Origin of the sequence: Proteiniphilum sp. X52 (assembly GCF_003712195.1) — a bacterium.
Taxonomy (GTDB): Bacteria; Bacteroidota; Bacteroidia; order Bacteroidales; family Dysgonomonadaceae; genus Proteiniphilum.
This window is the reverse complement of the sequence record NZ_RDSD01000010.1, coordinates 68,553-95,541: the sequence shown is the minus strand read 5'-3', so window position 1 is coordinate 95,541 and position 26,989 is coordinate 68,553. Positions and strand designations below refer to the sequence as shown.

Annotated in this window: 21 protein-coding genes, 1 tRNA gene and 2 pseudogenes; 13 read left to right on the top strand and 11 right to left on the bottom strand. The window is 44.7% G+C overall.

Features of this window, described 5'->3' with window-relative positions; translation table 11 throughout:
- The first annotated feature begins 1 nt into the window (after position 1).
- Complete coding sequence (locus tag D7D25_RS09760) at positions 2 to 2,419, top strand: heavy metal translocating P-type ATPase (RefSeq protein WP_122968773.1); 2,418 nt, start codon at positions 2 to 4, stop codon at positions 2,417 to 2,419.
- A 256-nt stretch (positions 2,420 to 2,675) separates the two neighbouring features.
- Here the strand turns inward: D7D25_RS09760 and D7D25_RS09755 are convergent, their stop codons facing one another.
- Positions 2,676 to 3,224, bottom strand: a complete 549-nt coding sequence (locus D7D25_RS09755) for a DUF1697 domain-containing protein (protein WP_122968772.1) — start codon at positions 3,222 to 3,224, stop codon at positions 2,676 to 2,678.
- Positions 3,225 to 3,741: 517 nt separating this feature from the next.
- Between D7D25_RS09755 and D7D25_RS18815 the strand changes: the two are divergent.
- The 8 genes and pseudogenes from D7D25_RS18815 to D7D25_RS09710 all read left to right on the top strand — a co-directional run.
- Positions 3,742 to 3,837: pseudogene (locus D7D25_RS18815) on the top strand (MIT C-terminal domain-containing protein); the annotation flags it as partial.
- A 191-nt stretch (positions 3,838 to 4,028) separates the two neighbouring features.
- Entirely contained in the window at positions 4,029 to 4,466 is a 438-nt protein-coding gene (locus D7D25_RS09740; protein WP_122968770.1) for a DUF6769 family protein, read from the top strand.
- A gap of 104 nt (positions 4,467 to 4,570) precedes the next feature.
- Entirely contained in the window at positions 4,571 to 5,770 is a 1,200-nt protein-coding gene (locus tag D7D25_RS09735) for an efflux RND transporter periplasmic adaptor subunit (RefSeq protein ID WP_122968769.1), read from the top strand.
- A gap of 18 nt (positions 5,771 to 5,788) precedes the next feature.
- Entirely contained in the window at positions 5,789 to 8,905 is a 3,117-nt protein-coding gene (locus D7D25_RS09730) for an efflux RND transporter permease subunit (RefSeq protein WP_122968768.1), read from the top strand.
- Positions 8,906 to 9,008: 103 nt separating this feature from the next.
- On the top strand, positions 9,009 to 10,187 hold the full coding sequence (locus tag D7D25_RS09725) for a TolC family protein (RefSeq protein WP_122968767.1): 1,179 nt from the start codon (positions 9,009 to 9,011) through the stop codon (positions 10,185 to 10,187).
- 278 nt (positions 10,188 to 10,465) lie between these two features.
- The gene (locus D7D25_RS09720) at positions 10,466 to 10,840 is read left to right on the top strand and encodes a DUF3127 domain-containing protein (RefSeq protein ID WP_122968766.1); all 375 of its coding nucleotides are present in this window, start codon (positions 10,466 to 10,468) and stop codon (positions 10,838 to 10,840) included.
- A 16-nt stretch (positions 10,841 to 10,856) separates the two neighbouring features.
- Positions 10,857 to 11,279, top strand: coding sequence for a DDE-type integrase/transposase/recombinase (locus tag D7D25_RS09715; protein WP_158602590.1), 423 nt, complete (start codon positions 10,857 to 10,859; stop codon positions 11,277 to 11,279).
- Positions 11,280 to 11,376: 97 nt separating this feature from the next.
- Positions 11,377 to 11,901: a PH domain-containing protein gene (locus D7D25_RS09710; protein ID WP_122968764.1), complete on the top strand. Its 525-nt coding sequence runs from the start codon at positions 11,377 to 11,379 to the stop codon at positions 11,899 to 11,901.
- A 383-nt stretch (positions 11,902 to 12,284) separates the two neighbouring features.
- On the opposite strand, the gene D7D25_RS09705 is transcribed toward D7D25_RS09710, so the two are convergent.
- Positions 12,285 to 12,371, bottom strand: a tRNA-Ser gene (locus D7D25_RS09705).
- A gap of 135 nt (positions 12,372 to 12,506) precedes the next feature.
- The gene (locus tag D7D25_RS09700; RefSeq protein ID WP_122968763.1) at positions 12,507 to 14,573 is read right to left on the bottom strand and encodes a hypothetical protein; all 2,067 of its coding nucleotides are present in this window, start codon (positions 14,571 to 14,573) and stop codon (positions 12,507 to 12,509) included.
- Positions 14,574 to 14,802: 229 nt separating this feature from the next.
- Here D7D25_RS09700 and D7D25_RS09695 point away from each other — a divergent pair, with 229 nt between their 5' ends.
- On the top strand, positions 14,803 to 16,173 hold the full coding sequence (locus D7D25_RS09695) for a dipeptidase (RefSeq protein ID WP_122968810.1): 1,371 nt from the start codon (positions 14,803 to 14,805) through the stop codon (positions 16,171 to 16,173).
- 135 nt (positions 16,174 to 16,308) lie between these two features.
- Here the strand turns inward: D7D25_RS09695 and D7D25_RS09690 are convergent, their stop codons facing one another.
- The 7 genes from D7D25_RS09690 to D7D25_RS09660 form a co-directional block, all read right to left on the bottom strand.
- On the bottom strand, positions 16,309 to 17,508 hold the full coding sequence (locus D7D25_RS09690) for a hypothetical protein (RefSeq protein ID WP_122968762.1): 1,200 nt from the start codon (positions 17,506 to 17,508) through the stop codon (positions 16,309 to 16,311).
- A gap of 49 nt (positions 17,509 to 17,557) precedes the next feature.
- On the bottom strand, positions 17,558 to 18,637 hold the full coding sequence (gene buk / locus D7D25_RS09685; RefSeq protein ID WP_122968761.1) for a butyrate kinase: 1,080 nt from the start codon (positions 18,635 to 18,637) through the stop codon (positions 17,558 to 17,560).
- Between the two features lie 104 nt (positions 18,638 to 18,741).
- Positions 18,742 to 19,641 carry a bifunctional enoyl-CoA hydratase/phosphate acetyltransferase gene (locus D7D25_RS09680; RefSeq protein WP_122968760.1) on the bottom strand — a complete coding sequence of 300 codons (900 nt, stop codon included), beginning with the start codon at positions 19,639 to 19,641 and terminating at the stop codon, positions 18,742 to 18,744.
- A gap of 604 nt (positions 19,642 to 20,245) precedes the next feature.
- On the bottom strand, positions 20,246 to 21,214 hold the full coding sequence (locus tag D7D25_RS09675) for an IS5 family transposase (RefSeq protein ID WP_122968759.1): 969 nt from the start codon (positions 21,212 to 21,214) through the stop codon (positions 20,246 to 20,248).
- Between the two features lie 112 nt (positions 21,215 to 21,326).
- Positions 21,327 to 21,938 carry a hypothetical protein gene (locus D7D25_RS09670; RefSeq protein ID WP_122968758.1) on the bottom strand — a complete coding sequence of 204 codons (612 nt, stop codon included), beginning with the start codon at positions 21,936 to 21,938 and terminating at the stop codon, positions 21,327 to 21,329.
- Positions 21,935 to 22,348: a hypothetical protein gene (locus tag D7D25_RS09665; protein WP_122968757.1), complete on the bottom strand. Its 414-nt coding sequence runs from the start codon at positions 22,346 to 22,348 to the stop codon at positions 21,935 to 21,937. The genes D7D25_RS09670 and D7D25_RS09665 overlap by 4 nt, the downstream gene beginning before the upstream one ends.
- Before the next feature lie 86 nt (positions 22,349 to 22,434).
- Positions 22,435 to 24,117: a hypothetical protein gene (locus tag D7D25_RS09660; RefSeq protein ID WP_122968756.1), complete on the bottom strand. Its 1,683-nt coding sequence runs from the start codon at positions 24,115 to 24,117 to the stop codon at positions 22,435 to 22,437.
- A 313-nt stretch (positions 24,118 to 24,430) separates the two neighbouring features.
- Here D7D25_RS09660 and D7D25_RS09655 point away from each other — a divergent pair, with 313 nt between their 5' ends.
- From D7D25_RS09655 to D7D25_RS18530, 3 genes are all read left to right on the top strand, one after another.
- Complete coding sequence (locus D7D25_RS09655) at positions 24,431 to 24,997, top strand: ORF6N domain-containing protein (RefSeq protein ID WP_122968755.1); 567 nt, start codon at positions 24,431 to 24,433, stop codon at positions 24,995 to 24,997.
- A gap of 302 nt (positions 24,998 to 25,299) precedes the next feature.
- On the top strand, positions 25,300 to 26,064 hold the full coding sequence (locus D7D25_RS09650) for a type IV toxin-antitoxin system AbiEi family antitoxin (protein ID WP_122968754.1): 765 nt from the start codon (positions 25,300 to 25,302) through the stop codon (positions 26,062 to 26,064).
- A 68-nt stretch (positions 26,065 to 26,132) separates the two neighbouring features.
- The gene (locus D7D25_RS18530) at positions 26,133 to 26,540 is read left to right on the top strand and encodes a hypothetical protein (protein WP_122968753.1); all 408 of its coding nucleotides are present in this window, start codon (positions 26,133 to 26,135) and stop codon (positions 26,538 to 26,540) included.
- A gap of 92 nt (positions 26,541 to 26,632) precedes the next feature.
- On the opposite strand, the pseudogene D7D25_RS18525 reads toward D7D25_RS18530, so the two are convergent.
- Positions 26,633 to 26,869, bottom strand: a pseudogene (locus D7D25_RS18525) (DUF6266 family protein); the annotation flags it as partial.
- Positions 26,870 to 26,989 lie beyond the last annotated feature (120 nt).

Sequence of the window (26,989 nt, the reverse complement as noted above, 5' to 3'; positions counted from 1 at the left end):
TATGGCAACCGATCATAAAGAAATAGTTTATCTTCCTTTGGAGAATGTAGAAAGTGAACACTGCGCATTGATTGTGGATAAAGGATTATCACAGGTCAAGGGTGTGGAGACCCATAAAGTGGAGCTCAATAATCGGCGGGCGGCGATTACTGTAAATAACAGCGAAACCGTGTCCGAAGCGGTGAAAGCAATCAAAAACCTTGGCTATGGCGTTACCACCGTAAAGCATGTTTTTCCGGTATTGGGCATGTCTTGTGCTTCCTGCGCAAGTAGCGCCGAAACGATCGTAACGCATCAGGCCGGGGTAGTCAATGCTTCCGTAAACTTCGGCACGGGCAACCTGACCGTTGAGTACCTACCCAATATGACCGATGCCGCAAAATTGCAAAAAGCCGTTCAATCTGTCGGTTATGACCTGTTGATAGAAGATGAGATCACGCGGCAGGAAACATTGGAGACGCTTCACGCCGGGAAATTCCAAAAGCTCAAGAAGAAAACCGTTTGGGCGATCATGCTGGCCATACCCGTGGTAGCCATCGGCATGTTCTTTATGGATATGCCCTATGCCAACGAGATCATGTGGCTTTTTACCACCCCCGTCGTGTGCTGGCTGGGAAAGGATTTTTATGTCAACGCATGGAAACAGGCCAAACACCGCTCCGCCAATATGGATACCCTGGTTGCTTTAAGCACAGGGATTGCCTATCTGTTCAGCGTTTTCAACATGCTATTCCCCGATTTCTGGCATCAAAGAGGATTGCATGCGCATGTATATTTTGAAGCTGCGGCGGTAATTATCACATTCATCCTGTTAGGCAGACTATTGGAAGAAAAGGCCAAGGGCAATACATCCACAGCCATCAGAAAACTGATGGGTTTACAACCCAAAACCGTCACAGTAATACGACCCGACGGAACCGAAGAACAGGTCGCCATTGAAAATGTAAAAGTGGATGATACCATTGTGGTCAAACCCGGGGAAAAAATCGCGGTGGATGGCGTCGTAACGTCAGGCAATTCTTATGTGGATGAGAGCATGCTCAGCGGTGAACCTGTCCCTGTATTGAAAGAGAAAGATGAAAAAGTATTTGCAGGCACGATCAATCAAAAAGGAAGTTTCCGGTTCAGAGCGGTGAAAGTCGGTAAGGAAACAATGCTTGCCCAAATCATTAAAATGGTGCAGGACGCGCAGGGCAGCAAAGCGCCCGTCCAGAAACTGGTAGACAAGATTGCGGGGATTTTCGTGCCCATAGTCGTGGGCATAGCCATCCTCTCTTTTATCCTATGGGTGAGTTTGGGTGGAGATAACAGTGTAGTGCAGGGATTGCTGGCAGCCGTCACGGTACTGGTAATTGCTTGTCCCTGTGCGTTGGGATTGGCTACGCCCACGGCCATCATGGTGGGAGTAGGCAAAGGGGCTGAAAACGGCATTTTGATTAAAGATGCCGAAAGCCTTGAACTGGCAAAGAAAGTAAATGCCGTCGTACTGGATAAAACCGGGACCATCACCGAAGGCAAACCGCAGGTGACCGATATCCAATGGCTGGACAATGATGATTCCACCAAAGATATTCTGTCCGGCATCGAAAAACAATCCGAACATCCATTGGCAGAAGCGGTGGTAAAACACCTGGAAGGAGTCGCCACCGCACCTTTGACAAAGTTCGGCAGTATCACCGGAAAAGGGGTTAAAGCCAATCACAATAATGAAACCTATTTCACCGGTAATCGGAAACTCCTGACGGAAAACAATATCGCTATTGCCGATAAATTATTAAAATATGCCGATGAATGGGGCAACCAGGCCAAGACAGTTGTCTGGTTCGCAAATAGCGAACAGGCCCTTTCGGTGATTGCGATTTCCGACAAGATAAAAGAAACATCCATAGAAGCCATCCGGCAGCTGCAGGGCATGGGCATCGACCTATATATGCTTACCGGCGACAATGAGGCCACGGCGAAAGCGGTTGCGCGGCAGACAGGCATCCATCATTGCAAGGCAGAAGTATTGCCTGAGCACAAAGCCGATTTTGTAAAAGAGCTGCAGCAACAGGGCAAGACAGTAGCCATGGTCGGCGATGGGATCAACGATAGCACAGCGCTCGCCACCTCGGATGTAAGTATCGCCATGGGGAAAGGGAGTGATATCGCGATGGATGTGGCCAAAATGACGATCATCTCAGCAGACCTCACCAAGATACCGCAGGCCATACGGCTGTCCAAACAAACCGTGGCAACCATCAAACAAAACCTGTTCTGGGCATTCATTTATAATCTTATAGGCATTCCCGTGGCAGCAGGTATTCTCTACCCCATTAACGGGTTCCTGTTAAATCCGATGATCGCAGGAGCAGCCATGGCATTGAGCAGTGTGAGTGTGGTAAGCAACAGTTTACGGTTAAAACGTAAAAAAATATGAGTCATAAATGATAAATTCGCCGTACCATCAACATCTCAAAAACTCATGACGTATAAGCGTGAAATAAGACTATTCTGAAAGATAAGAGTTTTGCATTTGTTGAAAGAGTTGTAAAGCTATATAAGCACTTGAGCTCCGATAAAGATGAACATATAACAGGCAAGCAATTATTAAGGAGTGGATATCAATAGGGGCTTTAATTCGGGAAGCTCAAAATGCAGAAAGAGGGCCGATTTATGTTTCATACGGAATATTCTCACATTTTTTTCAAGATCTTCTCAAACGTATTCAGATTACGGGAAGTGAAAGCTTCTTTTAAAGTTTTCCGTCCTAATATTTTGCCGAATTCAGACTCCAATGTGTTTCCTTTGGGCACTCTCCAATAGAAATTGTTGGCTGCTATCAAGCCTCTTTCTTCTTCCGTTTTTTTCGACTTTTCAAATTCTTCCATTAGCGTTTTTTCAATGCCTGCAATGCCTGCAAAGCCATAAATGTGAAAATCGGGATTGGCATCGAATGGATTTTCAGTAAAAATGGTTTCAACCTCGGTTTTGTCTTTTATGAAAAGAAAAGCATCATAATGGAAGTGTGTGGACATCGCTTTTTCCAACAGTGCTTTTAATTCATCTTTTTTCTTATCGGATGAGAACAGGATATTGCCTGATGCCAGGATGGAGGAGACGTTTTTCATTCCCGTTTTTTCAAATACGGAACAGACTTCTGCCATTTTCATATTCGTTCCTTTTACATTTACCCCACGCAAGAAGGCACAGAAAGTGGGTTTATTTTCAGTAGATTTTTTCATTATTTAAAATTTAATCCCGCTTCTTCCCGCCATGTCCAGTACTCGCAGGTCGTTTTATCGTCAAGCCCGATCATCGCGCTGTACACTTTTCGGCAGGGGCTGCCATATATGTCAACTTTTTTACTGGCGCAACTTGAACAAATAACATTTCCTATGGTTGTGTTGTTCAAAGAAATGAAAAAAAATTTGGGTATTAGCGATTTTTTGAAGTAAGAGAAACAGTCCATATTTCAGTTATTCTTATATCCTTAAATCGGGAGAACAGTATATATCGGCAATGTTTCTACCACTTCTTTACCGTACATTCCTTCATCATTGATATACCTTTTCAGGATAAATATTCTCACAGTAATCATTAAATTTTATTTGATACAAATCGCGAAATTACTGGATGTGGATGTGAAAGACTTAATCTATTCAACCAAATAACGATGTCAAACAGGCCAACAACTCCATATTCCGCCTCATTCACTGCCGGGAGCCTTCTGTATAAAGAAACTACGGTTTCCACGATCGGGAAATACTTACCGATACAGGTTGGGAAATTTTCTTGGGACGTGGGTTGGATATATTCGAGAAAAGATCAGGCTATACCATCGAAGACTACGTGTAGGAAAAACGACGCTGTAAAGATTTCAACGTGACCTATATTCCAAAAGGAAAGGGTAATGAGTGAGAGAACTGTTTAGCGCGTATACTCGAATTGGCATTATTGATACGATAGTACACATCCCATTGAAATTCTAACCACTTACTTGGAGAAAAGGAAATAAACCCGTAATTTTGTCGCAAAACAGGATTGGGTTGAAGAAGAAGATTGCCATATCATCCATTGCGGTTGCTGTACTTATCGTGCTGGTGGCGGGAACGATACCGCATCATCATCACGATAACGGGGCAATCTGTTTTCACATGACGCATCATCAGGACGCCTCGGAAGATGGTCAACCACCGGCCCAAAGCGGCCACAGCTGTCATCACGATCCGACCTGCATCGCTGAAACAACCTATTATACAAATCCCGATGGCAAGATAAAAATCAAGGCGCCTTCATTGGATAATGGCGATAATCCGGGGCATATTGAGCTTTTGCCTTTGCTTTATCTTGTCACGGACTTCCTGGTAAACCCCGCTTATGACACCTACACGAAACCTAAACAGGGGGAATACATCCTATCTTACAAATCAGCCGAAGTAAGCCGGTTCCATGGCTTGCGTGCTCCGCCTTTCATCCTTTCCTGAATTAACCTTCACCATTCTGTCACACAGGATAGACGGCTATACTCGAAATAGCTGTCCGAACAATATTTACCATTCATCATAACGGAGCAATAACTATTATCAAAATGAAGACTTATATTGTAGGCTTATTGATCGCAATGGCCTTGCTTATCCCGGGTTGCCATTCCGGAAATAAGCACGAATCATCTTCGGATGCAAAAGATGCACACGAACATCGGCATGACCATGACCACAGTCACTCCCACGATCATGACCATGATCATTCCTCCGGAGATACAGATGCGATCCTCTTCACCCGGCGACAGGCCGAAATGACAGGTTTGGAAGTAGAACAAGTGGCACCAGCCCCTTTCAGCTATGTGATCAAGACCAGCGGGCGAATTCAGGCGGCACAGGGCGACGAAGTGATTATCGCGGCGACGTCCAACGGAATTGTGTCGTTTACCAATCCCTCTCTCACCGACGGCGGCGCTGTCAGATCAGGTCAATCCATCGTCACCATATCTGCAAAAGATCTTCTGGAAGGAGATCCGTCGACCAAAGCTAAAATAGAATTCGAAACTGCCGAAAAAGAGTTCCAACGGGCGGAGCTGCTGGTCAAAGACCAAATCATTTCTGCCAAAGAATTTGAACAAACCCGTCTCCGCTACGAAACCGCCAAGACAACCTATAATGCGCAGGCATCCAATATGACCGCCCACGGCGTGAAGGTCACCTCCCCCATCAACGGATACATAAAGAACAGAATGGTGTCACAGGGAGAATATGTAGCAGTAGGCCAACCTGTCGCGACCGTCTCCCAAAACCGACGGTTACAATTGCGGGCCGAACTGTCGGAAAAGCATCACAAGTCGCTCAAAAACATTACCTCTGCCAATTTCAAGCCGGCTTACGACAACCAGGTTTACAAACTTTCCGATTTGAACGGTCGGCTGTTGTCATTCGGCAGATCAGCAGACGGACAATCATTCTTTATTCCCGTCACATTTGAATTCGATAACGTGGGCGATATTTTGCCGGGCGCTTTCACCGAAGTTTTTCTGTTGGCCCATCCGCAAAACGATGTAATATCGGTACCCGCATCATCCCTCACTGAAGAGCAGGGGCTTTATTTCGTCTATCTGCAACTGGGTGAGGAGCATTACAAAAAACAGGAGGTTACCCCTGGACAAAGCGACGGAGAGAGAGTACAAATCCTTTCAGGCCTGGCAGCGGGAGACAAGGTGGTTACCAAAGGTGTATATCAGGTGAAGCTGGCGGCTATTTCGTCCGCGATGCCGGAAGGTCATACCCATAATCACTAACCGCAAAGACGAAGTGCCATGCTGAATAAAATAATAAGATTCTCGTTAAACAACCGGATGGTGGTGCTGGTCGCCGCGGTTTTGCTTATGGTCGCGGGATTATACACGGCCGGCAATATGGAGGTGGATGTGTTTCCCGATTTGAATGCGCCCACCGTCGTGGTGATGACCGAAGCACAGGGAATGGCTCCCGAAGAGGTAGAGCGGCTGGTGACCTTCCCGGTTGAGACTGCCTTGAACGGCGCGGCCAACGTACGCCGTGTGCGTTCCTCCTCGACTACAGGATTTTCCATCGTATGGGTCGAATTCGACTGGGGAACGGATATTTACCTCGCACGGCAAATTGTATCAGAAAAGCTCTCCGCCGTGAGCGACGCGCTTCCGGATTATGTCGGGAACCCCACCTTAGGACCTCAGTCCTCCATTCTGGGTGAACTGATTACCATCGGGTTGACGTCCGACTCCACTTCTCTCCGGGATCTGCGCACATTGGCCGACTGGACAATTCGACCACGTCTGTTATCCACCGGCGGAGTGGCACAAGTTACCGTGATCGGTGGTGAAATCAAAGAGTACCAGATATTGTTGAGCCCTGAAAGGATGAAGCATTACAACGTCAGTCTGGATGAAGTGATGAGTGTGGTAAAAGAGATGAACCAGAATGCTTCGGGAGGAGTATTGTATGAATACGGAAACGAGTATATCATCCGTGGTGTCCTTTCCACGAATCAGGTAGACGCGTTGGCGAAATCGGTGGTGAAAAGTGTGGACGATATGCCCATCTTGATTGAAAATATAGCCGATGTGGCGATAGGCGACAAAGCTCCAAAGCTGGGAGTAGCCTCCGAAAAGGGGAAACCGGCCGTTCTGGTAACGGTCACCAAACAGCCCGCCACAAGTACGATCGATCTGACAGGAAAGATAGACCAATCGTTAGCGGATATTCAACGAACGCTTCCGGCCGACGTGAAAGTGAGCACCGACATTTACCGTCAGTCGCGCTTTATAGAGGGCTCCATCAGCAATATCCAAAGAGCATTGTTGGAAGGAGGCATTTTTGTAGTGATCATCCTCTTCATTTTCCTGATGAACATACGGACAACAGTTATTTCACTTGTCACCATCCCACTCTCATTGGTATCGGCCATTTTAGCACTGCAGTGTATGGGTCTGACCATCAACACCATGAGTTTGGGTGGTATGGCCATCGCAATCGGTTCATTGGTGGATGACGCGATCGTGGATGTGGAGAATGTATTCAAACGACTGCGGGAGAACCGGCTAAAAGCGGAGGAGGAGCGAAAAAGCGTGTTGGCGGTTGTATACGACGCGTCGAAAGAAGTACGCATGCCCATTCTTTATTCCACTTTTATCATCATCACCAGTTTTGTCCCCCTGTTCTTCCTCTCGGGAATTGAAGGACGCATGCTGGTACCCCTCGGGATTGCATTTATCGCGGCACTCACCGCGTCCACTATCGTGGCATTGACACTCACACCGGTATTGTGCAGTTACTTGTTGGGAAAATCAAGAAAGGGAGACGATGCTCCTGAAAAAGAGGCTTTCGTCGCCAGAAAACTAAAGGGAATTTACCGGCATGCATTGAGGTGGGCGCTCAACCATAAAAAATGGGTACTGGGCGGAACCGCCGTCACCGTAGTGGTAGCGATTATCCTGTTCTTCACACTCGGCCGCAGCTTTCTTCCTCCGTTCAACGAAGGGTCATTCACCATCAGCGTCAGCACCATGCCCGGCATATCCTTGGAAGAATCGGACAAATTGGGAAGAATAGCGGAAGAGCTGCTGCTTTCGATACCGGAGATACAAACGACAGGGCGCAAGACCGGACGCGCCGAACTGGATGAACATGCTTTGGGTGTGAACCTGTCGGAGATTGAAGCGCCATTTATTTTGGGTAAACGCTCCAAGGACCGGCTATTGGAAGAAGTACGGGAGAAAATGAAATTACTTCCGGGCGTAAATATCGAAATAGGGCAACCCATATCGCACCGTATTGACCACATGCTTTCGGGAACCAAGGCAAATATCGCCATCAAACTGTTCGGCACCGACCTTAACCGGATGTACGCCATCGGTAACCGGATCAAAGCTTCTATCGAGGATGTGGAAGGGATTGCCGACCTGAACGTGGAGCAACAAATCGAACGGCCACAGTTGAAAATAGAACCCAAACGGGAGCTATTGGCAAAATATGGTATCCCGTTACCTGAATTCGGAGAAATCATCAACGTGATGCTGGCGGGAAAAGTCGTTTCGCAGGTCTATGAAGGGAACAATTCGTTCGATCTCACATTGAAAGTGAACGATGAAAGCCGCTCGACCATGGAGCGGATCAGGAATATGATGGTGGATGCCAATGGACGGAAAGTGCCGCTGGAGAATATTGCCGAAGTCACCTCTTCCTCCGGCCCCAACACCATTCACCGTGAGAACGTAGCCCGCAAGCTGGTCGTTTCGGCAAATGTCGCCGGACGTGATTTAAGGGGAGTTGTCAACGATATCCAAAAAAGAGTCCGCGACGAAATAGATTTGCCCGAAGGCTATCATATCGAATATGGCGGACAATTCGAAAGTGAACAGGCGGCATCCCGCATGTTGTTCATCACCTCCATCTTCTCCATTATGGTGATCTTCCTTTTGCTCTTTGCCCAATTCAAGAGTGTGAAACAATCGACGGTGATACTGCTGAATCTCCCGTTGGCGTTGATAGGGGGCGTATTCGTTATATTCTTCACCAACGGGGAGCTCAGTATTCCCGCCATCATCGGCTTTATCTCGCTCTTTGGGATTGCCACCCGCAACGGGATGTTGCTTATCACCCGTTATAACGATTTACAAAGTGAAGGTCATTCAAAATTCGAGAGCATCATACAAGGTTCGTCAGACCGGTTAAATCCCATTCTGATGACTGCATTGACCTCCGCTTTGGCGCTTATCCCTCTTGTGTTGGGTGGAGACCTTCCGGGCAACGAAATACAAAGCCCCATGGCCAAGGTCATATTAGGCGGGTTACTGACCTCCACCTTTCTGAACGGTTTTATCATTCCGGTCATGTATCTGATAAGCGAAAGGGAAGTGGTTGAAAAAGAGGTTTTACAAGATAATGAGAATTAACAGTCCCCACAAAATATCGTCAGCCGGATAATTCGGTGGCAATCGGAAATCTTGTAAAAAGTGGATAAGATAAAAAACAGAGAAAACAACTAACAGCATTCAAATGAAGACAATCATGGCAACCCTGTGGATACTGTTTACAGGTATCACCCTGAATGCGCAGACAACGATTAATTCCGTATTGGCTTCGATAGAAGAAAACAATACAACATTGAAGGCGCTGCGTGAAAGTGTGGAAGCACAAAAGTTGGAAAATAAGACAGGCATATATCTTGAAAACCCGGAGGTCGGGTTCAATTATCTTTGGGGAAATCCCGCGGATATGGGCAACCGTGCCGATTTCAGTATCATGCAAAAATTCGACCTGGCCACTATCACGGGGATGAAAAGCAAAGCAGCCGACAAACAGAATCTGTTGGTCGAATGGCAGTACAAAGCCGACCGCATGAACATCCTTTTGGAAGCGAAACAGTACTGCATCGACCTGATTTATTACAACGCGCTGAAAAAAGAGCTGGATCAGCGTTTGCAACATGCCCGGACAATTGCCGCGGGTTACGAGGATCGCCTGAACTCCGGTGATGTCAGCCGTCTGGAATATAACAAGGTACGACTCAATCTCACCATTGCGCAAGGAGAGATATCCCGTATCGAGGTCGAGCGTACCGCCTTGCTGGAACAATTGAAAAGGCTGAATGGAGGGACAGACATCCTGCTGGAAGATTGGCGGTACGAGGACATCTCGCTTCCACTGCACTTTGACGACTGGTTTGCACAAACAGCACAATACAATCCGGTCTTAGCCTATGCCAGACAGGAAATAGAAGTAAGCAAACAACGACTCTCACTGAGCAAAACAATGAACTTGCCCACCCTCTCTGCCGGATACATGAGTGAAAAAGTTGTCGGGGAACACTTCCAGGGTTTTTCTCTTGGCATCTCCATCCCTTTGTGGGAAAACAAGAACCGGATAAAACAAGCCAAAGCATCGGTAAAAGCAGCCGAGTCGCGGGAAACAGACACCCGCAAACAATTTTACAATCAACTGCAGATACTCTATAATCGTACCGCCGGGTTGAAAATAGCGGCTGAAAAATACCGCCAATCGTTGATCACGGCAAACAACACCGATCTCCTGAAAAAAGCCCTGGATGCAGGAGAAATATCGCTGTTGGAATATATGGTAGAAATGGGTTTGTACTACGAAACAATCAACCGCGCATTGGAGGCTGAGAGGGATTACCAAAAAGCGTTCGCGGAATTATCGGCGGTAGAGCTGTAGTTCCATGTCGACATAATCCGACGATCGGGCTCCCGGTAGCGGTGCTCCGCGCGAACAACATGATTTCACTGGGGGTATCTTTCGCGTCACAGTTGCCGGACTTTTACTTTTAATTTGGCAATTACCCTTTTTCATACTATTTTCGCATGGCAAAAACGTTCCCGACCTACGTCTTTGGAGCCATAATCAACGTGTTCATCAAGCTCAATGAGCAGAGGATAAGCTTGCTTGTACTCTGCCATGGCGGGAATTGATCTAATTTATTGAACGAAAAAATCATGCAACTGACGGCGAAATTAATTCAACTTCTTCCGCTTCAATCCGGAACAGGAAGAAACGGCGAGTGGAGAAAACAAGATATTATTGTCGAGACCCAAGACCAATATCCTAAAAAGGTATGCATTTCTTTATGGGGAAATAAATTCCAACATGTCTCACTCAACCCGGGAGAACTGTATACTATCGACTTTGATGTGGAAAGCAGGGAATTCAACGGAAGATGGTACACTGATGTAAAAGCATGGAGAATAGAGGCCCAGAACCCACAAAACTACACCCCGGCTCGCTCACCGAAAGACGGGTATGAAGATATGCCACCTCCCGAAAATCCCTTTAGCGGGGCAAATGAGGAGGTTGACGACCTGCCATTTTAACCAAGAAAAGGTATATATGTATCTGATGGCGGTCATAGACCTGCACAGTCGTTACGTGCTTCATTGGTCGCTTTCCAACTCGATGAGCGCCGAATGGTGTGCCGATGTTTTGCAAGAGACCATCGACAAATATGGAAAACCTGAAGTTTTCAACACCGACCAAGGCTGCCAATTCACGAGCGACACATTTATCAAAGTACTAACCGACAACGAAATAAAAATTTCAATGGACGCCAAAGGGCGCGCTCTCGACAATGTTTTCATAGAACGTCTGTGGCGCAGCGTAAAATATGGGCACATTTATTTGAATGTTTACGAAGATGGCATACCTTTGTGGAAAGGTTTGGACAGATACTCCCGGTTTTATAACCAAGAGCGTCCCCATCAATCCTTAGCCTACAAAACTCCTGCTAATTGCTATTTTGCAAATGCGGCTTAAGAATTTAGAAAAACTATCTTAACATATAGATAAAACAGTCCAACTAAGTGGGGGTACTATATTAGGGAAATACTAACAATTCATTTGGAGGGTTACTATGGGCTTAGAAAATAATTGTATTTCAATTCCATTTCATTGGAGTAGTAGTGTATGGGCTGTAACCATTGTGACTTTAGTTTTTATAGCAGGAGGAGCTTTTTACGTATTATCAATTAAATGGCCTACAGCGATGTTGTGGTTGAAATACTTGATGATGATTGTTTTTCTAATTACTGTTATTATAGGAATGATATATGCTCCAATACGATTAGAAGCGACTGATAAAAAAATAACACTAAAAATGGTATTTAGTTCGCGAGAAATACCATTAAGTGAGGTAACAAAAGTGATTCGAATATCCAAGTCTGACATAGATAGTTCTATACGTACTTTTGGGAGTGGTGGTTTATTTGGTTATTTAGGTAGATTCAAAAATGATAAACTAGGCAGTTATAATATGTACGCAACAGAGTTGAATAACTTAGTTCTTGTTTGCACTACAAACAAGAAGTATGTTTTCAGTTGTTCTCGTTCTAATGAATTTATCGAATACGTAAATTTGAAGATAAAAAACAACAATTAATGAGTTTATTTTGAATTTTGAATAAAATCATATAAATTTATTTTTAGAATTTTAACTACCATATGGTATCTTGGATATTGTCTAATTGAAAGTTTGCTTGTAGGATTTCTGTGGAGCGACCTTTCAAACGATTTTTTTCATTATCCCATGATTTTGGATTAATGGCAACTCCTCTTGGCTACAATTGTTTTTTTGTAACTTTTTTTGCAGCCATATTGTAGCCAATTAAGAGTATTTTGAGATAACTTCGAGGTCCTAATGCTACTCTAAGTAATTAGTGTCATTAAAAAGAATAAGTGTCGTAACTCGTTAGAATTACGACACTTATCCGTATCTGTTTGCATTGTTAAAAGCTCTTTTCAGAGCACTTCAAATGTTTCCTGCGGAAAGAAAGGGATTCGAACCCTTGGTACCCGTGAGAGTACAACGGTTTTCGAGACCGCCCCGATCGACCACTCCGGCATCTTTCCTGATCGGATGCAAAATTACGCTATTTTCCCGTAAAACAGTGCATAATCTTTCAATAAATTAGCATTCTCACACAACAGCGTAATCCAGGCAATCCCGGATCACACATATTTAACTTGAAGAAACAGCCCTATTTATTATTTCTTTAACACCTGCAATGCCTCATCAGTCGCGGCAAGCAGCGGCTCAATGGAAATAGGTGAACCCACCGCGCGTTCCATCCAAATCTGGGGAATGACACACCCCTGCGTATACATGCGATCCATCTCGTCGGCAAGATTCTTACCCCGAACCTGCCGCTCAATCTGGAAAGCGATCAGATGTCCCATCGGATAATTGGGCAGATAGAGCGGATAGTCGATCATATGCGAATAGATACCCAGCAATGTCTCATCCTCTCCTCCCAATATACCGGCATAATAGCTGTTCCACACCTCTTTGGCGGCACTGATCACCGCCTCTTTCAGCTGTTCCGCCGTAGCATCGGGGTTAGCATACAGCCACTCCCACACCTGTATATCCACCAGTGAGACGCCCATGATCTCGTAACAAGACCAGAAATTGTCCAACGCCAGCCAATATTCATCTTCGGGGTTCGGATTCTTCAATCCCAGCAATTCCAGATCCCTTTTCTGGAAAAGGAATGCCGCTGCCTCGGTAAAGGCGGTATTGGGAACGCCGTTCAACATGTAATAATCCACATCGTTCATGGTAATGATCTGTTCCACATTATGACCGAACTCATGCACGGCAATATTGTACCCTTTGTAATCCAACCCTTCCGCCCCGACCCGGGTACGCAAACGGGCTACATCATTCCGCATGGCAGCTCCCCAGGCATGGCCGGCACCACGGGAAGCATCCACCGTAACAAGTGAGGTAATCTCTCTGGCTTTAGCTGGCTTCCATCCTAACTTTATCAAAATATTGGGAAGGTCTTCTTCAAGTGCTTCCGCAGTGGGATACTTCCGCGAAGTGATGGCTGTCAGGTCTTCTTCAGGAATCCCTCCTCCCGATTTGAAGCCGTTGTACCAGATATCGAACGGTTCAAGCTCCCTCTCCAAACGCGACTCAATAAAGGATGCCACCTCTTTCACCTGCGGAGAAGAAAGCAACCCCCGGAATAATTTTTCCACGTCTTTTTGAGGGACTTCCATTGTACCATCGAAGGCGCGGACAAGCTGAGTGGGATAATCGGGAGAATAGGTGTCCAACTGGCGCATCGCATGAAAATTTTTCAAAAACACCTCGTATCTCCGGATATCCTCAGGTTTGGAGGCAACAGATTCTCCATTCTTGTCAAACAACGCATTGGTTATCGGATCCCATGAATAGTTCTCACTGTTGATCACCTGTAAAGGAATAGATTGGTCAATAATCCGTTGCATCACCTTGTAAACCATCCGCTGTTTTTCCAATCCCTTTTGGTTGTCAGCATAGTTCGATTTCAGTTCGTCGCGCAAGCCCCAATGGGAAATTAGTTTCATGTTATCCGGGAACAGTTGTTCCCCGGCCTCATTTCGTAGATTTCCCATATAAATGTTATAATCGGAGATATAAGCATCGGCCTCGGTAACCGTTCTGGAAATATCCTGTAAAATAGCTGCCGGCACCCGCGATGTGAATCTGTCTCCCATCCTGGCATAGGCCCACTCTTTCCGCGACCATCCCGCGCCCAGTTCAGTTTTTTCTTCCAGAGTATAGAAAGGAAAATTCAGCGCGCTAAGAAACGCGATTTTATTGTCATACAAATCATCGGTCAAATGGGCAGGGACATCGTAACCCCCGAACATCATGTCCACTGGCGTGATCTCAGGCCCTTCGAGTTGCAAAGGAGCTTTGAGCATCACATCTATCTTGTGGAAGTAACCGTAAATCACCTCGAAGTTACGTTCCAACGTATTGAACAGCTTGGAGAGTCGCGCCGTATCGCTCATAAACGAATTCTTACAAAATTCCGCAAAATCATCCACGGTGCCATCCTGTCCGCCCCATTGCCCTGCTACCTGCCGCACACCCCGCTCTATGCGGAATGCGTGAGATTCCCCGAGAGAGTCTTTGAGGTGATTGATCACCGCCTCGACTTTGGCCTGGGGGATAAAATCAGTTGTCTGCATCCTGTTTTTGTTGTTTTGAAAGGAACTGTCACATGCCACTAATCCGACAAGAAAAATAAAAAAGGTAAACGATAAGCATTTCTTCATGACGCTGTTTTTAGTTTAAAACATAAAGACTCTTGATATTGTAGATATTTCACAAAGATATAAAAATCAATTAAAAAGATCAGCAACCGGCCCAATGTTCCGGAATTTTTTTATAGTTTTACACCACAACATTATCAACCACCTTACAGTGCCGCCGCGAAATAGAGGAGGGGGATATGCAAGGAAATCTATAAGGCTATTTATTACTAAACTATAAAATAAAAATATGATGAACGAAATCAACAAGTACGTAGAAACACACAAACAACGTTTTTTGGATGAACTCTTCGAACTGATCCGCATCCCTTCCATTTCATCCATCCCGGCCCATAAACCCGATATGTACCGCGCTGCCGAAAAATGGAAAGAAATCCTGCTGGCAGCCGGCGCCGACAAGGCGGAGGTGATGGAGACCGACGGGAATCCGGTAACCTATGGAGAAAAGATCATCGATAAGAAAGCGCCAACCGTATTGGTGTATGGGCATATGGACGTGATGCCGGTCGATCCGGTCGACCTCTGGAAAACGGATCCTTTTGAGCCGGTGGTGAAAGATGGCAAGATATGGGCACGCGGCGCCGATGACGACAAAGGACAATCGTTCATGCACGCCAAAGCGTTCGAGTACCTGGTACAATCCGGTAAACTGGGATGCAACGTGAAATTCCTTATCGAAGGGGAAGAAGAGGTGGGATCGCCCAACCTTCCGAAGTTCTGCAAAAAACACAAGAAAATGCTGCAGGCCGATGTGATCCTTGTCTCTGACACCTCGATGATCGCCCGCGACGTGCCCTCCATCACCACCGGGCTGCGCGGCTTGGCTTACTGGCAGGTTGAAGTAACGGGGCCTGCAGCCGACCTCCATTCGGGACTGTTCGGCGGGGCGGTGGCCAATCCCATCAACGTGCTCTCAAAAATGATTGCCCAAACCATGGATGATGAGGGACGTATCCTCATTCCGGGCTTCTATGACGATGTGGCGGAGGTCTCCAGGAAAGAGCGGGCCATGATGGCCAAAGCACCTTTCTCCATTCAGGAATACAAAAAAGCTGTCGGCGTAAAAGAACTGTCCGGGGAAAAGGGCTATACCACCAACGAGCGTACCGGCATCCGACCGACTTTCGACGTATGCGGGATTTGGGGTGGCTACACCGGCGAAGGGGCGAAAACGGTGCTGCCTTCCAAAGCCTATGCCAAGATCAGCAGCCGCCTGGTACCCAATCAGGATCACAAGAAAATAGAAAAACTGTTCGTGAAATATTTTGAGTCTATCGCCCCGAAATCGGTAAAGGTAAAGGTCGAATACCTGCACGGGGGCCCATCCTACGTATGTCCCATCGATCTTCCCGCATACAAAGCGGCAGAGAAAGCATTGAAAGATGTCTACGGAAAGGATCCCGTCCCCGTCCGTTCCGGCGGCAGTATACCTATCATTGCCACTTTCGAAGAAATACTGGGAGTTAAGTCGGTACTGATGGGATTCGGACTGGGGTCGGACGCTATCCACTCACCCAATGAGAATTTCCCGTTGGAACAGTTCTATAACGGTATCAGGACTCTTCCCCTGTTTTACCACTATTTGGCGGAGGAAAAAGGATGAATTGGTTGAGGTGAAAATTTGATGAGGGGATGAGGGGATGAGGGGATAATTTACTGATGTGCCAATATTTATCCAAGAATGGTAAGCATGCGGAAGGTCTGGCTTACCATTGGTTATTGGTAATCTGTAATCGGATTATTGCTGTTTTCTCCAAACACTCACATAAGCGATATAACCGGTAGTTCTGGTAACGGGAGTCAACGACAGGTAGCCGGAAAGTATCTTTCCGTTCTCTACCCTTAAAGGGGACTCCCGTCGCATTTTCTCATGGAAGGATAAAGCGCCTTCCGGCTTCTTGAAATAATCCACCACCAATTGGCCCTCCGCATCGGGGTAGATGTATCGCTCATGGAAGATGTGTGCCACCATCCCCATATTCATCCGCATATTGATCTCCACACAGGGTTGGATACAATAACCCGCGGATGTTTCGCATACCATCATGTCTACTCCCGCGTAGCCTGTATAAAGCGGGAAGCGGTTCGGCAACTTCTCAGACAGTGAGCTTCTGAGCCTGTGTAACAAGTCTATCGAAACAAAGCTGGCAAGCTTTTCCTGAATCCGGGTATCGCCAAGCAGCTCATTGCCCCTATATGCGCCGGAAGAGGCTGTACTGAACATGGAATAGCCCGCAAAACGCACCCGCCCTTCCTGCAGGTAAAATTCCATCGCGAAATCCCGCACCTTGGCCAATACCGGCTCTGCCACCACTCCGCCCTGCTCCCGGACGACCCGCCGGCACCAGTCTCGCTGCTTATCCGTGATCTCTCCCAATATCCATATCAGCCCTTTACCGCTGGCCGAAAGGGGCATTTTCAACACTTTATTTCCGGATATGGACTGCAACCACCCGTACAACTCTTCCGTATCTGTGAAAAAACGGGACTCTCCGCAAAAACTTTCCTCTTCAGCTCTCAACTCTTGCAATATTTCCACGGCACACCGCCGGTTGGAATATCTTCTTAAACACGCTAATTCTTCGGGTGAAGGCAACAGTCGCTGTGATACTCCCTCTGATATCAGTTTTCTCCTCAATGCAGGGTTCCATCCCCAGGGAACAATCTCCAGGTGAGGGTATGACGCGATATCGGAAAATGAGACAAGCGACGCCTCTACAGGCAGGATCTTTTTTACAGCCTCCAGGAATGAGCGGTTCAACTCTCCCCCGGTAACCACTTTGGTATCACAATTATTCTTTCCGGCAACATCCTTCCCGCCATACCAAATAGGTAAAACAGCCAATTCCTCCGCCATCCGGATTGCGGATGCAGGCGGAGTATAATTGGGCGTAAAATTGGCCAGGGCGAGATCATTCTCGGGATTAAAAAGATACATCGACTAAAACATTTGTTCAGTGCCGGATGAGAGGGTTCTGGATAAAAACCTACTTGTACTCTTTTATCTCAATGTCCCCGTTAAGTGCAAGCAGAGCGTTCTCGGCCAGGGCACCCATCTCATCCTGTCCCGGATAAACATGTACGGGCGCTATCCGATAAACCCGCTCAATGACAAGATTACAGAACCATTTACTGTTGGCAATTCCCCCGGTGATCAGGATCGCATCGACTTCACCTTTCAATACGGTGGACATGGCTCCTATCTCTTTCGCCACCTGGTAGGCCATTGCCTCCAGCACCTCTTTGCATTTTTCATCGCCATCTTTCGCTTCCCGTTCAGCCAAATAGGCGTCATTTGTTCCCAGGTATGCCATCATCCCACCTTTACCGATGATCATCGAGTACATCTCTTCGTGACTGTATTGACCACTAAATGCGGCTTTCAATAAAGCTCCCACAGGCAGTGAGCCCGAGCGTTCGGGAGAAAAAGGCCCATCGCCATCCAGTCCCTGGTTTACATCCACAACTCTTCCCTTGCGATGCGCGCCGACCGTAATACCTCCCCCCAAATGGGCTATGATCAAGTTCATATCCTCATATTTTTTCATGATGGAGTTAGCGTGCGAGCGAGCAACCGCTTTCTGATTGAGCGCGTGGAAAATAGAATTCCTCTCAAAGTCGGGATGTCCAGAATACCTGGCGAGCGGATCCAGCTCATCCACTACTACGGGATCGGCAATAAAAGCCTCGGCAGAGGGGAGTAACTTTGCAATGTCCGCAGCGATCAATCCACCAAGGTTGCTGGCGTGTTCACCGCGTTTGCATTCCAGCAGGTCTTTTTTCATTACATCGTTTACCCGGTAAACGCCCGAACCGATGGGCCTCACCAATCCCCCGCGGCCAATCACCGCGTCAATGGTCTCCAGCGGTATTTCGGCATTCTTCAGTTCTTCATAAATCACCTCTTTACGGTGTTCGAATTGGTCTGTGATGCGTTTGAATTTGCCCAACACTTCCTGAGAATGTTTGATGGTCTTCAGAAAAATCACCTTTTCCTGTTGAAAGATAGCGATCTTTGTAGAAGTGGAACCCGGGTTAATCACTAAAATACGCGTATTGATTCCCATTTGAATATCTTGTTTTATCAGTTTAAAGTCATTTTGTTGATCTGCGGACGACTAAAACCAAGCGTCTACCTTTAGAAACCACAGCACACGGTAAACTTGGTCTGTTAAGCAATCAGTGTGGCCAGAGCGATTGAGAGCAATTTGCTCCTTTCATCATCGGACCGTGAAGTCAGCACCACAGGTACTGAAGCGCCCATCACCACGGCTGCCGAGGAAGCCCCTCCCAGAAAGTTGAGCGCCTTGTAAAACATGTTTCCCGCTTCTATGTCGGGGGCGAGGATGACATCGCAGTGGCCTGCTACCTCCCCGCCTATTCCTTTATGCCGTGCCGCATCCGCATTTACCGCGATATCAATGGCGAGGGGACCATCGACAACACATCCATTCAACAAACCCTTTTCGTTCATCTCTTTCAACCGCGCGGCATGGACCGTTGCTTCCATCTTTGGATTCACGGTTTCGACCGCGGCTGCCACCGCTACCTTGGGATTCTCAATCCCGATCCCATGGCATGCCTTCACCGCATTATGGATGATCTGCACTTTTGCCTCCAGATCGGGAGCGATATTCATCGCCACATCCGTCACACAAAATATCTTATGGTAATAGGGCGACTCAAAGAAGGCCACATGGCTCAGCAACTGATCGGTACGCAGACCCGAATCCTTATCCAAGACCGCCTTCAGGAGATCGCCGGTATTGACGAAACCTTTCATGATGATATCCGCTTCCCCGCTTTTTACTTTTGCCACGGCTATCCGGGCGGAGACAGCTGCTCCCTCCCGATTATCGATCACCTCGATATCATCCAGCACAAAACCGATCGATCGCGCTATAAGCCCGATCTTCTCTTCATCACCCACCAGCAGGGGAATGACGATCTCCTCCTTCATGGCTTCTTGCAAAGCTTTCAAAACATGTTCGTCTTCAGCGGCGGCAACAACCATCCTCCGTAGAGGCCGGTTCTTCGCTTTCCGGAGCAGCTCAGTCAAATCACGAATCATACCAACTGTTATTTTGCACTATTTTACTTGCAAATAAACAAAAAAATACCAGAATATTCAACTATAATTCCAGATTTCTTTGACAAAAAATAAATAGAAAAAACCTAAATCCTTCTTCAAACAGGACTGACGGTAGGATCCGGCGCACTATCGAAACGAGGGTGGTATCAAGAGTTCCGGGGGATGTTGAAAGGAACACAAAACGGCACACGGATTTCACCGCCGGGGAGATAGGTGTTAACCAGTAGTCTTCTATGATTTCTACTATACAGAAATTTTTTCTACAGATTCTTTGATGGTCAATTTTACTTCGGCCCAAATAACCGGTATATACATTTTAGGCATGGGATCGTTTTCGGCATCGGCGAAGTAAACTAAACTGCGAATTATATTGTAAATGGAATTTGTATTGTATTTTGTCAGAGAACTTTTTCAGGGAAATTTCAGCTGATTTATAAAATTTATTGTGCGAAAATTACAGCTTCGACTTTTCGGAGTGGACTCATTTCCATATAATTTTTAAAAGGCAGCATGTAGAAATGAGAGGACTTTGTTGCAACGGTAGTCAAGACGGTATTTTTCTTTTCTGCCGTTACGCAGTTAATTAAGATACTTTGTAAGCATCGGGCATACCTGTCCCGATGAATTTGTTTAACACCAAACATTTCAGTTTGACTTCGGTTGTCTGATTTTTCAGTGTTCGGGCATCTAATTCTCCGCCGAAAATCGTCTTATACCGGAACATGGCTACTTCGTTGAGACTTCGTCGGTGGTAGCCGTTTTCCTGTTTCCAACGCCTGGAGCCGTGTTTGTTTATCTCTTCCACGGCTCTATTGCGCTGAATCAGATAATCGGGCAAAGGTGTCTTTTTGCTACCCTTTTGTATTACCGCATTTTTGGGAGGCGGGATAATCTGAAGAATGTCGCTTCCCAAAACTTCCCTGAATCCGAACTTGTCGTATGCCCCGTCCCCGGCAAATCGTTTGATATTATTCGTCTTATCCCTCAACATATTAGCTCCTACCGAAGCGTCATCTTCATCGTTGCCGGTTAATTCTACCGACAGGATTTCCTGCGTATCCAAATCAACGCACAGGTGAAGTTTTTGCCACGTGCGACGCTTGGAATAGCCGTGTTTACGCACTTTCCATTCGCCTTCCCCATACACTTTCAATCCGGTGGAATCTATCCCCACTGCTAATTTCTCGCCTCTTGCCAACCTGTCCCCGATTTCTACGGGAAGGCTGTTCTGTCGGCGGCAAAGCGTGCTGTAATCCGGTACGGGCAAATGACTTTTACCCATCAGCGTAAATAAACTTTCAACAAAACCCGTACTCTGGCGCAGTCTCAACCCATGATTGATTTTCAACAACAGGCAGCATTGGATAATACTGTCGCAATAAGTCTGTTCTCCAACTATCTTTTGCTTTTGGGAAGCTTTTTCCCATTCATCCAGTACCGAATCATTTATCCATAAAGTCAGACGTCCCCTGTTGCATAAACTTCGATTGTATTCTTTCCAATTTCTTATTTTGTATGTATCTTTGTGCGGGGTTGTTGGTAAGGTACTCATATGTATCTACATTTTTAGTTTGCAAATACAAAAATATACCAATAACCCCTACTTTTTTATACCGTTGCAACAAAGTCAAATGAGAGTGTTACCATTTCACTAAACATTTGTCTTAAAAGAGAATACCGAAGTTTAATCCTACGGAGGAATTGTGTTGCAACCGACTATATTTCCATGGATGCTCCAAGTATCTATTTGTTAACCGATGATAATGATAAGAAACAGCTAACAATATACGGGTTTCTCCCACAAGTGGATAAGAGAATCCCAGATCAAGCGATGTATTTACTCCCCCTTTGGCCTGGTAAAAGATGAGCCTGTCATATTTTTCAGGGATTCTCTTTTCGCCGAAAATCCCATATCCTACCCGGCCTTTGACGTAAGGAGCGATCTTGCCACGTGAGGAGAACGTATATTTCGCATGTGCAAAAGGTACCCAAAAAGAGCGCCGTCCCGTATCCTTATACAAAAGCTCCTTCTCATCGAGAAGCAGGTGGGCCTCGTCGTAATTCTCGTAACTTACACCGGCACCCAGGGTTATTTGACTGTCTATTCTATAGCCCCCCGAAAGAGATAAAAGGTATAAACTGGTTGATTTTGCAATACCTGCAGTCACACCCGATTCCAGCTGTACCTCATATTTATTGAGATTCTGTGACAATGCGCTGAATGAAAAAGCTATTATAAAAGCTGTAAATAATAATATTGTTCGTTTTGAATTCATAATGATCCTGAAAAAAAGCCTTTAAGTTCATATGTGTCGTTTGCGTAAAAGATGACTGTTCCGCCACTTCTGACCTGAAAACTACCCAGATATTTCCCGGAGGGATGGAAATAGAGGATACGCCCCTCCCGCCTATCATAGGTATATTCATATCTGGTCAACACTTCAAGCAAAGTATCTCCCGATATGTCGAAGAGCACTTCGTGAACATATCCGTTTGTAAAGATCAGTTTCTCTACATAATGGATCTTCCCATCTGCAGAATCGTCCACTTTCACCCATATCGTATTGTCCAGATCATGATTTTGGGGAATTTCCTCTTCCGAACAAGAGACAATGAGTAGCAGTAGCGATAAAGTCCAAAAAAGATAGTGGTATTTCTTCATTTTTAAATTATTATCCGTTTTCATTTCTATATAATTTTTTTAATTATATAAATATAACCTTGTTCGACCATTCCTAGTCGAACAAGATACGAAGTTATTCCAAGACGTTTTTAGTTCCATTGAATATTTTTATTAACGGGTATGATACATATATCAAATAAGCCGAACCTTTCAGTTTCCAGATAAACCTTGTTGCTCATTACATACGATATAGGACTTCTTCCAAAGTAGTGGACAAAATTATTCCCCCCATCTATATCTTTATTTGTAATGTCTATATTTACTTTGGAAGTATTACTTACTGTATTTTGAACTTCCCAACTGTTCGTGATGTTTATGCTTGATTCACCTCCTGACCCATTTGTTACTGGAAAGGTTGTTTTTGATCCACTAGAAGTTGATCCGCCATTCTTTATCACAGTAGTACTAGTTACTTGTACTTCTCTCTTGACATTGGCATTACTTCCTGCAGCTGCTACAAAAATTGTTCTTTTGTATGATTCTTCAAAGGGGTTCCATGAGGAAAGGCGAGCGTCAGTACCATTTTCATGCGGATAATACCATTTTGAGCCCAATTCCCCCTCTACAATCCAATATTTATATTCTCGTCTATGAAACCATGTCTTATGTTTGAATTCTCCCCTTATCGTTACAGAAAAAATATCTTGGGGTCGCATGGAAAGAATTAATAGCTGTACACGATCGCCCGTGACCACATTTATCTTAAAAGTAAAATTTCCTTCAGTCCATAAGTGTGAGAGTATATCTGCAAATGAGGGAGCTCCACCATTACTCTTATATACCCATTGTTGGAGAAATGGAGATTGGAAACTCGGCTCTTTGAACTTGTTAATATAAGAATATAATTTCGGGTCTATCTTCATACGGAAAATAACATCACTCACGCGATGGTCAAGGACTACATTGTCAGAATTTATATCCTCAACCTTATTAAGATTGAAATACATAGTCGGCCTAAGTACTCCATTTCCAGCTCCAGCTTTGTTAAAAGCACTTAACGTTCCTTCAGGGAATGCACTTGTATATACCCAATTATTTCTAGGATTTACATGCTCAGATAACTGTTCCGGCAAATAAATAGGTTCTACTTTCCTACCTCTGGTGGAAACTTGGGACACGTTTGTCTTTTGAGGATCATAGGCTTCGTCTACAAAATCGTACTCTAGATTTGCTCCTGCAGAGCGAGTGGTTAGGTTTTTAATTTTTCTCCTCGGACTTTCATTTACCACTAAAGTATGGAACATTGGTAACTCGTTAATTGTCTCTTCGGTTATTGAATCCACAACAATACCATTCCAATAGAATTTTCCTGCATTAAAAACAGGTATATCACTATCATTAATGTCCAGGTTGTAAATTGACAGGCTTTCATCGAACAACGTAAGGTCAGGAATAAAAATATTTAACAATGGTGCAGCTTTTTCTATATCTGCCAACTGATCTTTATATCCTGCGTAGCTTTGCAATACTTCAACAAATGTTTTATTTCCAGTTACGATTTCATTCTTTGTAAGTGGATAAAATACGTTATAGTCATTATCCTTTGTTTGAAGAGCCTGGTTCTTTAGAAAAGCCCTTAGTGTAGGTTCTTCATAAGTTGCTTTGGATAAGACTTCGGAAAAAAGCTTTTCCGCCTCTTTCTGGGTTAAAGCTTTATTTTCGCTCCCGGAAAAACTGCCAGTATTTAGTTCTGGTACAAATTCTTCATTTGAACAGGAATAGGCCTGTATCAAAATAAAAGAAAAAAACAATAATTTAATAAGATTTTTCATACTTCTGATTTTTAATTTTTTGCACCTCGCTCTATATTCTTAACGAGTCCCGATAAAATAAAATAAATATTTATAAGCACATTAACCACAGTTTTCGATATTGCGCACTATAAAAATCTGTTGATTAATTCATTTTTTACCGATGCGAAATTATTGTATTAGCCCGTAATAACCGAGCACTTTAATTGTATTTAATTGTATTTAATTGTATTTTTTTACTTTTGTATCGGACAAGCTTATCAGATTGGTGATATATTATACCGAAGGATTTATAGAAGGGGGAAAAGAGAATTTGATTATAATTTAATAGCTCATGGAATTAGCAATAATACAGAGTAAGATATACGATATAAGGGGCGTAAAGGTCATGCTGGATTTTGATTTGGCAGAGATGTACGGTGTGGAGACAAGGGTTATGAATCAAACCGTAAAAAGGAATTTAAAGCGTTTCCCCGAAGATTTCATGTTCCAACTGACAGAGACTGAATGGAAAGGCATCTCATCACAATTTGTGATGACATCCAGAGCCAAGCGTCCTAAATCGGCAATCCCTTTTGTTTTTACTGAACAGGGCGTGGCTATGCTATCAGGTCTTCTCAACAGTGATGTGGCAATAGAGGCAAATATAAGAATCATGCGTGCGTTCATGTTTGTGCGAAATATGCTGACCAATTCACCAATGGATGAACTGTCGGAACTAAAAAAAGAGGTAAGCGAACTCAAGGAATATATGGAAGAGGTATTCACCGACTACAATGATATCAACGAAGATACGAGGATGCAATTAGAACTTATCAATGAGTCATTGGCTGAACTGCAAGCGCAAAAGAAACTATCCGGCAAACTACGTAATCCGATAGGATTTGTAAAACCAAGATAAAAGAGAATTTGATTATAATTAAATAGCTCATGGAATTAGCCATAATACAGAGTAAGATATACAATATAAGGAGCGTAAAGGAAGACATGATTGTTTGAGATCACAAATTGTGATCTTGAACAAAGGGCATGGATGATAATCCATGCCGACGGAGAGGATCTTCATCCATTTTTATTTGAGTTTGCGAATTGCGAAGCAAATCAGCAAAGTCGAGAGTATGCCAACCATCAGGCCGATGGAGAATAATCATAAAGATTCTGAAACAAACGCATATAGTTTATTATTTTTAGTATATTTGCAGTATGACTACAACAGGACAAACAAAAATAAACTCATTACTGCAGAAATTTCCACCCGGGGCATTGTACTTTGGCTCGTGGCTAAATCAAAATGGAATATCCTATTCTCTGCAGAGACATTACCGTAATTCGCAATGGCTTACGGCAATAGATGACGCTGTGATGTACAGGACAGGTGAAAAACCTACCTTGTTTAGTGCTTTGTCGTGCTACAACAGCCAATTAGGTAAGAAACTCCACATAGGAGCGGTACCAGCTTTAGAAATGCGGGGATTGGCCCATTACGTTCCACTTGGCCGGCAAACGATAGTAATATATAGCCCCCGGGGTGCATGGTTTCCAAAATGGTTTTCGGAATATGACTGGGGTGTTGATATACTGAAGAAATCCTCGGAATATAGCGAGGAAGGAATATCAACAGTCAATGAAAACAATTTCGAGGTAGCGGTTTCTCTGCCTGAAAGGGCATTTCTGGAAAGTTTAGACCTTGCTCCCAAGTATTACAATCTTACCGATTTGTACCAGATCATGGAAATGCTTAATGGATTGAGGCCAAAATTACTGCAGCAATTATTAGAGGAAAATAAATCTGTAAAAGTGAAACGGCTATTTCTTTATATGGCAGAAAAAGCCGGGCATTCGTGGTTCCATGAATTGAATTTGGACAGGATAGACTTGGGCAAAGGGAAACGTTCCAACGCGAAAAATGGCGTTTATGATCCAAAATATCAGATAACCTTACCGAGAGATTTAGTCTATTATGAATAGAATGTACCGGCAACAGGTTGAATTGCTTTTAAGGATTATCCCGACTTTAGAGGAAGAGTAGAGCTTTGATGTTCGACTTCATCACTAACTTTGACCAGATTAAAAGAGGTTTTCTCTATTGCCTTCTGGGTGGCGACCGGCCCATTATTGAGTCGCTCAAACCAAATAGAGTAGATCATCAGGAAACGCTTGTGAAACAATTTTCGGAAATGACTAAAATTCCATTTTCGTATAATGAATATGAGGAAACTCGGGAGAAATTGATTGATTTCATTAATTCAAATTTGAGCCTACAGGACAAGGAATTTTTAATTGCTTTCGAGGCCGGGGAAGAACTGTCCCGACATACTGAATATGAGGAATATTTACATTTTCCATCTGTACAATGGAAAATGCAGAATATTAGCAAATTGAAAAAAATCAATCCCACTAAAGTAAGAAAGGGTGTTGAAAAATCAGAAGGCTTTTTACTGTGAAGTAAAAAGGAGAAAAGAGTAGACAGCAAACAACACCCCAAAACATCATCAATATAAAACAAGACTGTATATCTACGTCTTAACACATAATCGGGAACCTCACCATCTATCGCATTGTTGACATTATAAGACATCGCTGCATTGAACGCTGTCTACCTGTTGACGTAGCTTTTGAACCCTATCCGCAGGAAAGGTGTGAGCGGTTTTAGAAACTCGATCATGATGGAGAATTTTGTCCGCTGCTTCACTTGCCCGGGTGTCGGGGGATTCCTCACGCTGGAAGGAAGGCTTCGCATGTAATGGATGCCTTTCCACGTTCCTCCGACAACAGTATTGTTTTTACTTGTTCAAAAATAAGAAAAAAACCGTACAGCAAAGATTGAGAAAAAATATGGCAGGATTTATCAAGCAGATGGTGAGATTGGTTCTACATTCAGCAACATCGATTT

What these genes read in the sequence shown, in the direction of transcription:
- D7D25_RS09655 (WP_122968755.1), top strand. Translation starts at nt 24,431, where the DNA reads ATGGAATTAGCAATAATACAGAGTAAGATATACGATATAAGGGGCGTA.
- D7D25_RS09735 (WP_122968769.1), top strand. Translation starts at nt 4,571, where the DNA reads ATGAAGACTTATATTGTAGGCTTATTGATCGCAATGGCCTTGCTTATC.
- D7D25_RS09690 (WP_122968762.1), bottom strand. Translation starts at nt 17,508, where the DNA reads ATGTATCTTTTTAATCCCGAGAATGATCTCGCCCTGGCCAATTTTACG.
- D7D25_RS09695 (WP_122968810.1), top strand. Translation starts at nt 14,803, where the DNA reads ATGAACGAAATCAACAAGTACGTAGAAACACACAAACAACGTTTTTTG.
- D7D25_RS18530 (WP_122968753.1), top strand. Translation starts at nt 26,133, where the DNA reads ATGTTCGACTTCATCACTAACTTTGACCAGATTAAAAGAGGTTTTCTC.
- D7D25_RS09650 (WP_122968754.1), top strand. Translation starts at nt 25,300, where the DNA reads ATGACTACAACAGGACAAACAAAAATAAACTCATTACTGCAGAAATTT.
- D7D25_RS09660 (WP_122968756.1), bottom strand. Translation starts at nt 24,117, where the DNA reads ATGAAAAATCTTATTAAATTATTGTTTTTTTCTTTTATTTTGATACAG.
- D7D25_RS09670 (WP_122968758.1), bottom strand. Translation starts at nt 21,938, where the DNA reads ATGAATTCAAAACGAACAATATTATTATTTACAGCTTTTATAATAGCT.
- D7D25_RS09730 (WP_122968768.1), top strand. Translation starts at nt 5,789, where the DNA reads ATGCTGAATAAAATAATAAGATTCTCGTTAAACAACCGGATGGTGGTG.
- D7D25_RS09755 (WP_122968772.1), bottom strand. Translation starts at nt 3,224, where the DNA reads ATGAAAAAATCTACTGAAAATAAACCCACTTTCTGTGCCTTCTTGCGT.
- D7D25_RS09720 (WP_122968766.1), top strand. Translation starts at nt 10,466, where the DNA reads ATGCAACTGACGGCGAAATTAATTCAACTTCTTCCGCTTCAATCCGGA.
- buk (WP_122968761.1), bottom strand. Translation starts at nt 18,637, where the DNA reads ATGGGAATCAATACGCGTATTTTAGTGATTAACCCGGGTTCCACTTCT.
- D7D25_RS09760 (WP_122968773.1), top strand. Translation starts at nt 2, where the DNA reads ATGGCAACCGATCATAAAGAAATAGTTTATCTTCCTTTGGAGAATGTA.
- D7D25_RS09675 (WP_122968759.1), bottom strand. Translation starts at nt 21,214, where the DNA reads ATGAGTACCTTACCAACAACCCCGCACAAAGATACATACAAAATAAGA.
- D7D25_RS09715 (WP_158602590.1), top strand. Translation starts at nt 10,857, where the DNA reads ATGTATCTGATGGCGGTCATAGACCTGCACAGTCGTTACGTGCTTCAT.
- D7D25_RS09680 (WP_122968760.1), bottom strand. Translation starts at nt 19,641, where the DNA reads ATGATTCGTGATTTGACTGAGCTGCTCCGGAAAGCGAAGAACCGGCCT.
- D7D25_RS09710 (WP_122968764.1), top strand. Translation starts at nt 11,377, where the DNA reads ATGGGCTTAGAAAATAATTGTATTTCAATTCCATTTCATTGGAGTAGT.
- D7D25_RS09725 (WP_122968767.1), top strand. Translation starts at nt 9,009, where the DNA reads ATGAAGACAATCATGGCAACCCTGTGGATACTGTTTACAGGTATCACC.
- D7D25_RS09700 (WP_122968763.1), bottom strand. Translation starts at nt 14,573, where the DNA reads ATGAAGAAATGCTTATCGTTTACCTTTTTTATTTTTCTTGTCGGATTA.
- D7D25_RS09665 (WP_122968757.1), bottom strand. Translation starts at nt 22,348, where the DNA reads ATGAAAACGGATAATAATTTAAAAATGAAGAAATACCACTATCTTTTT.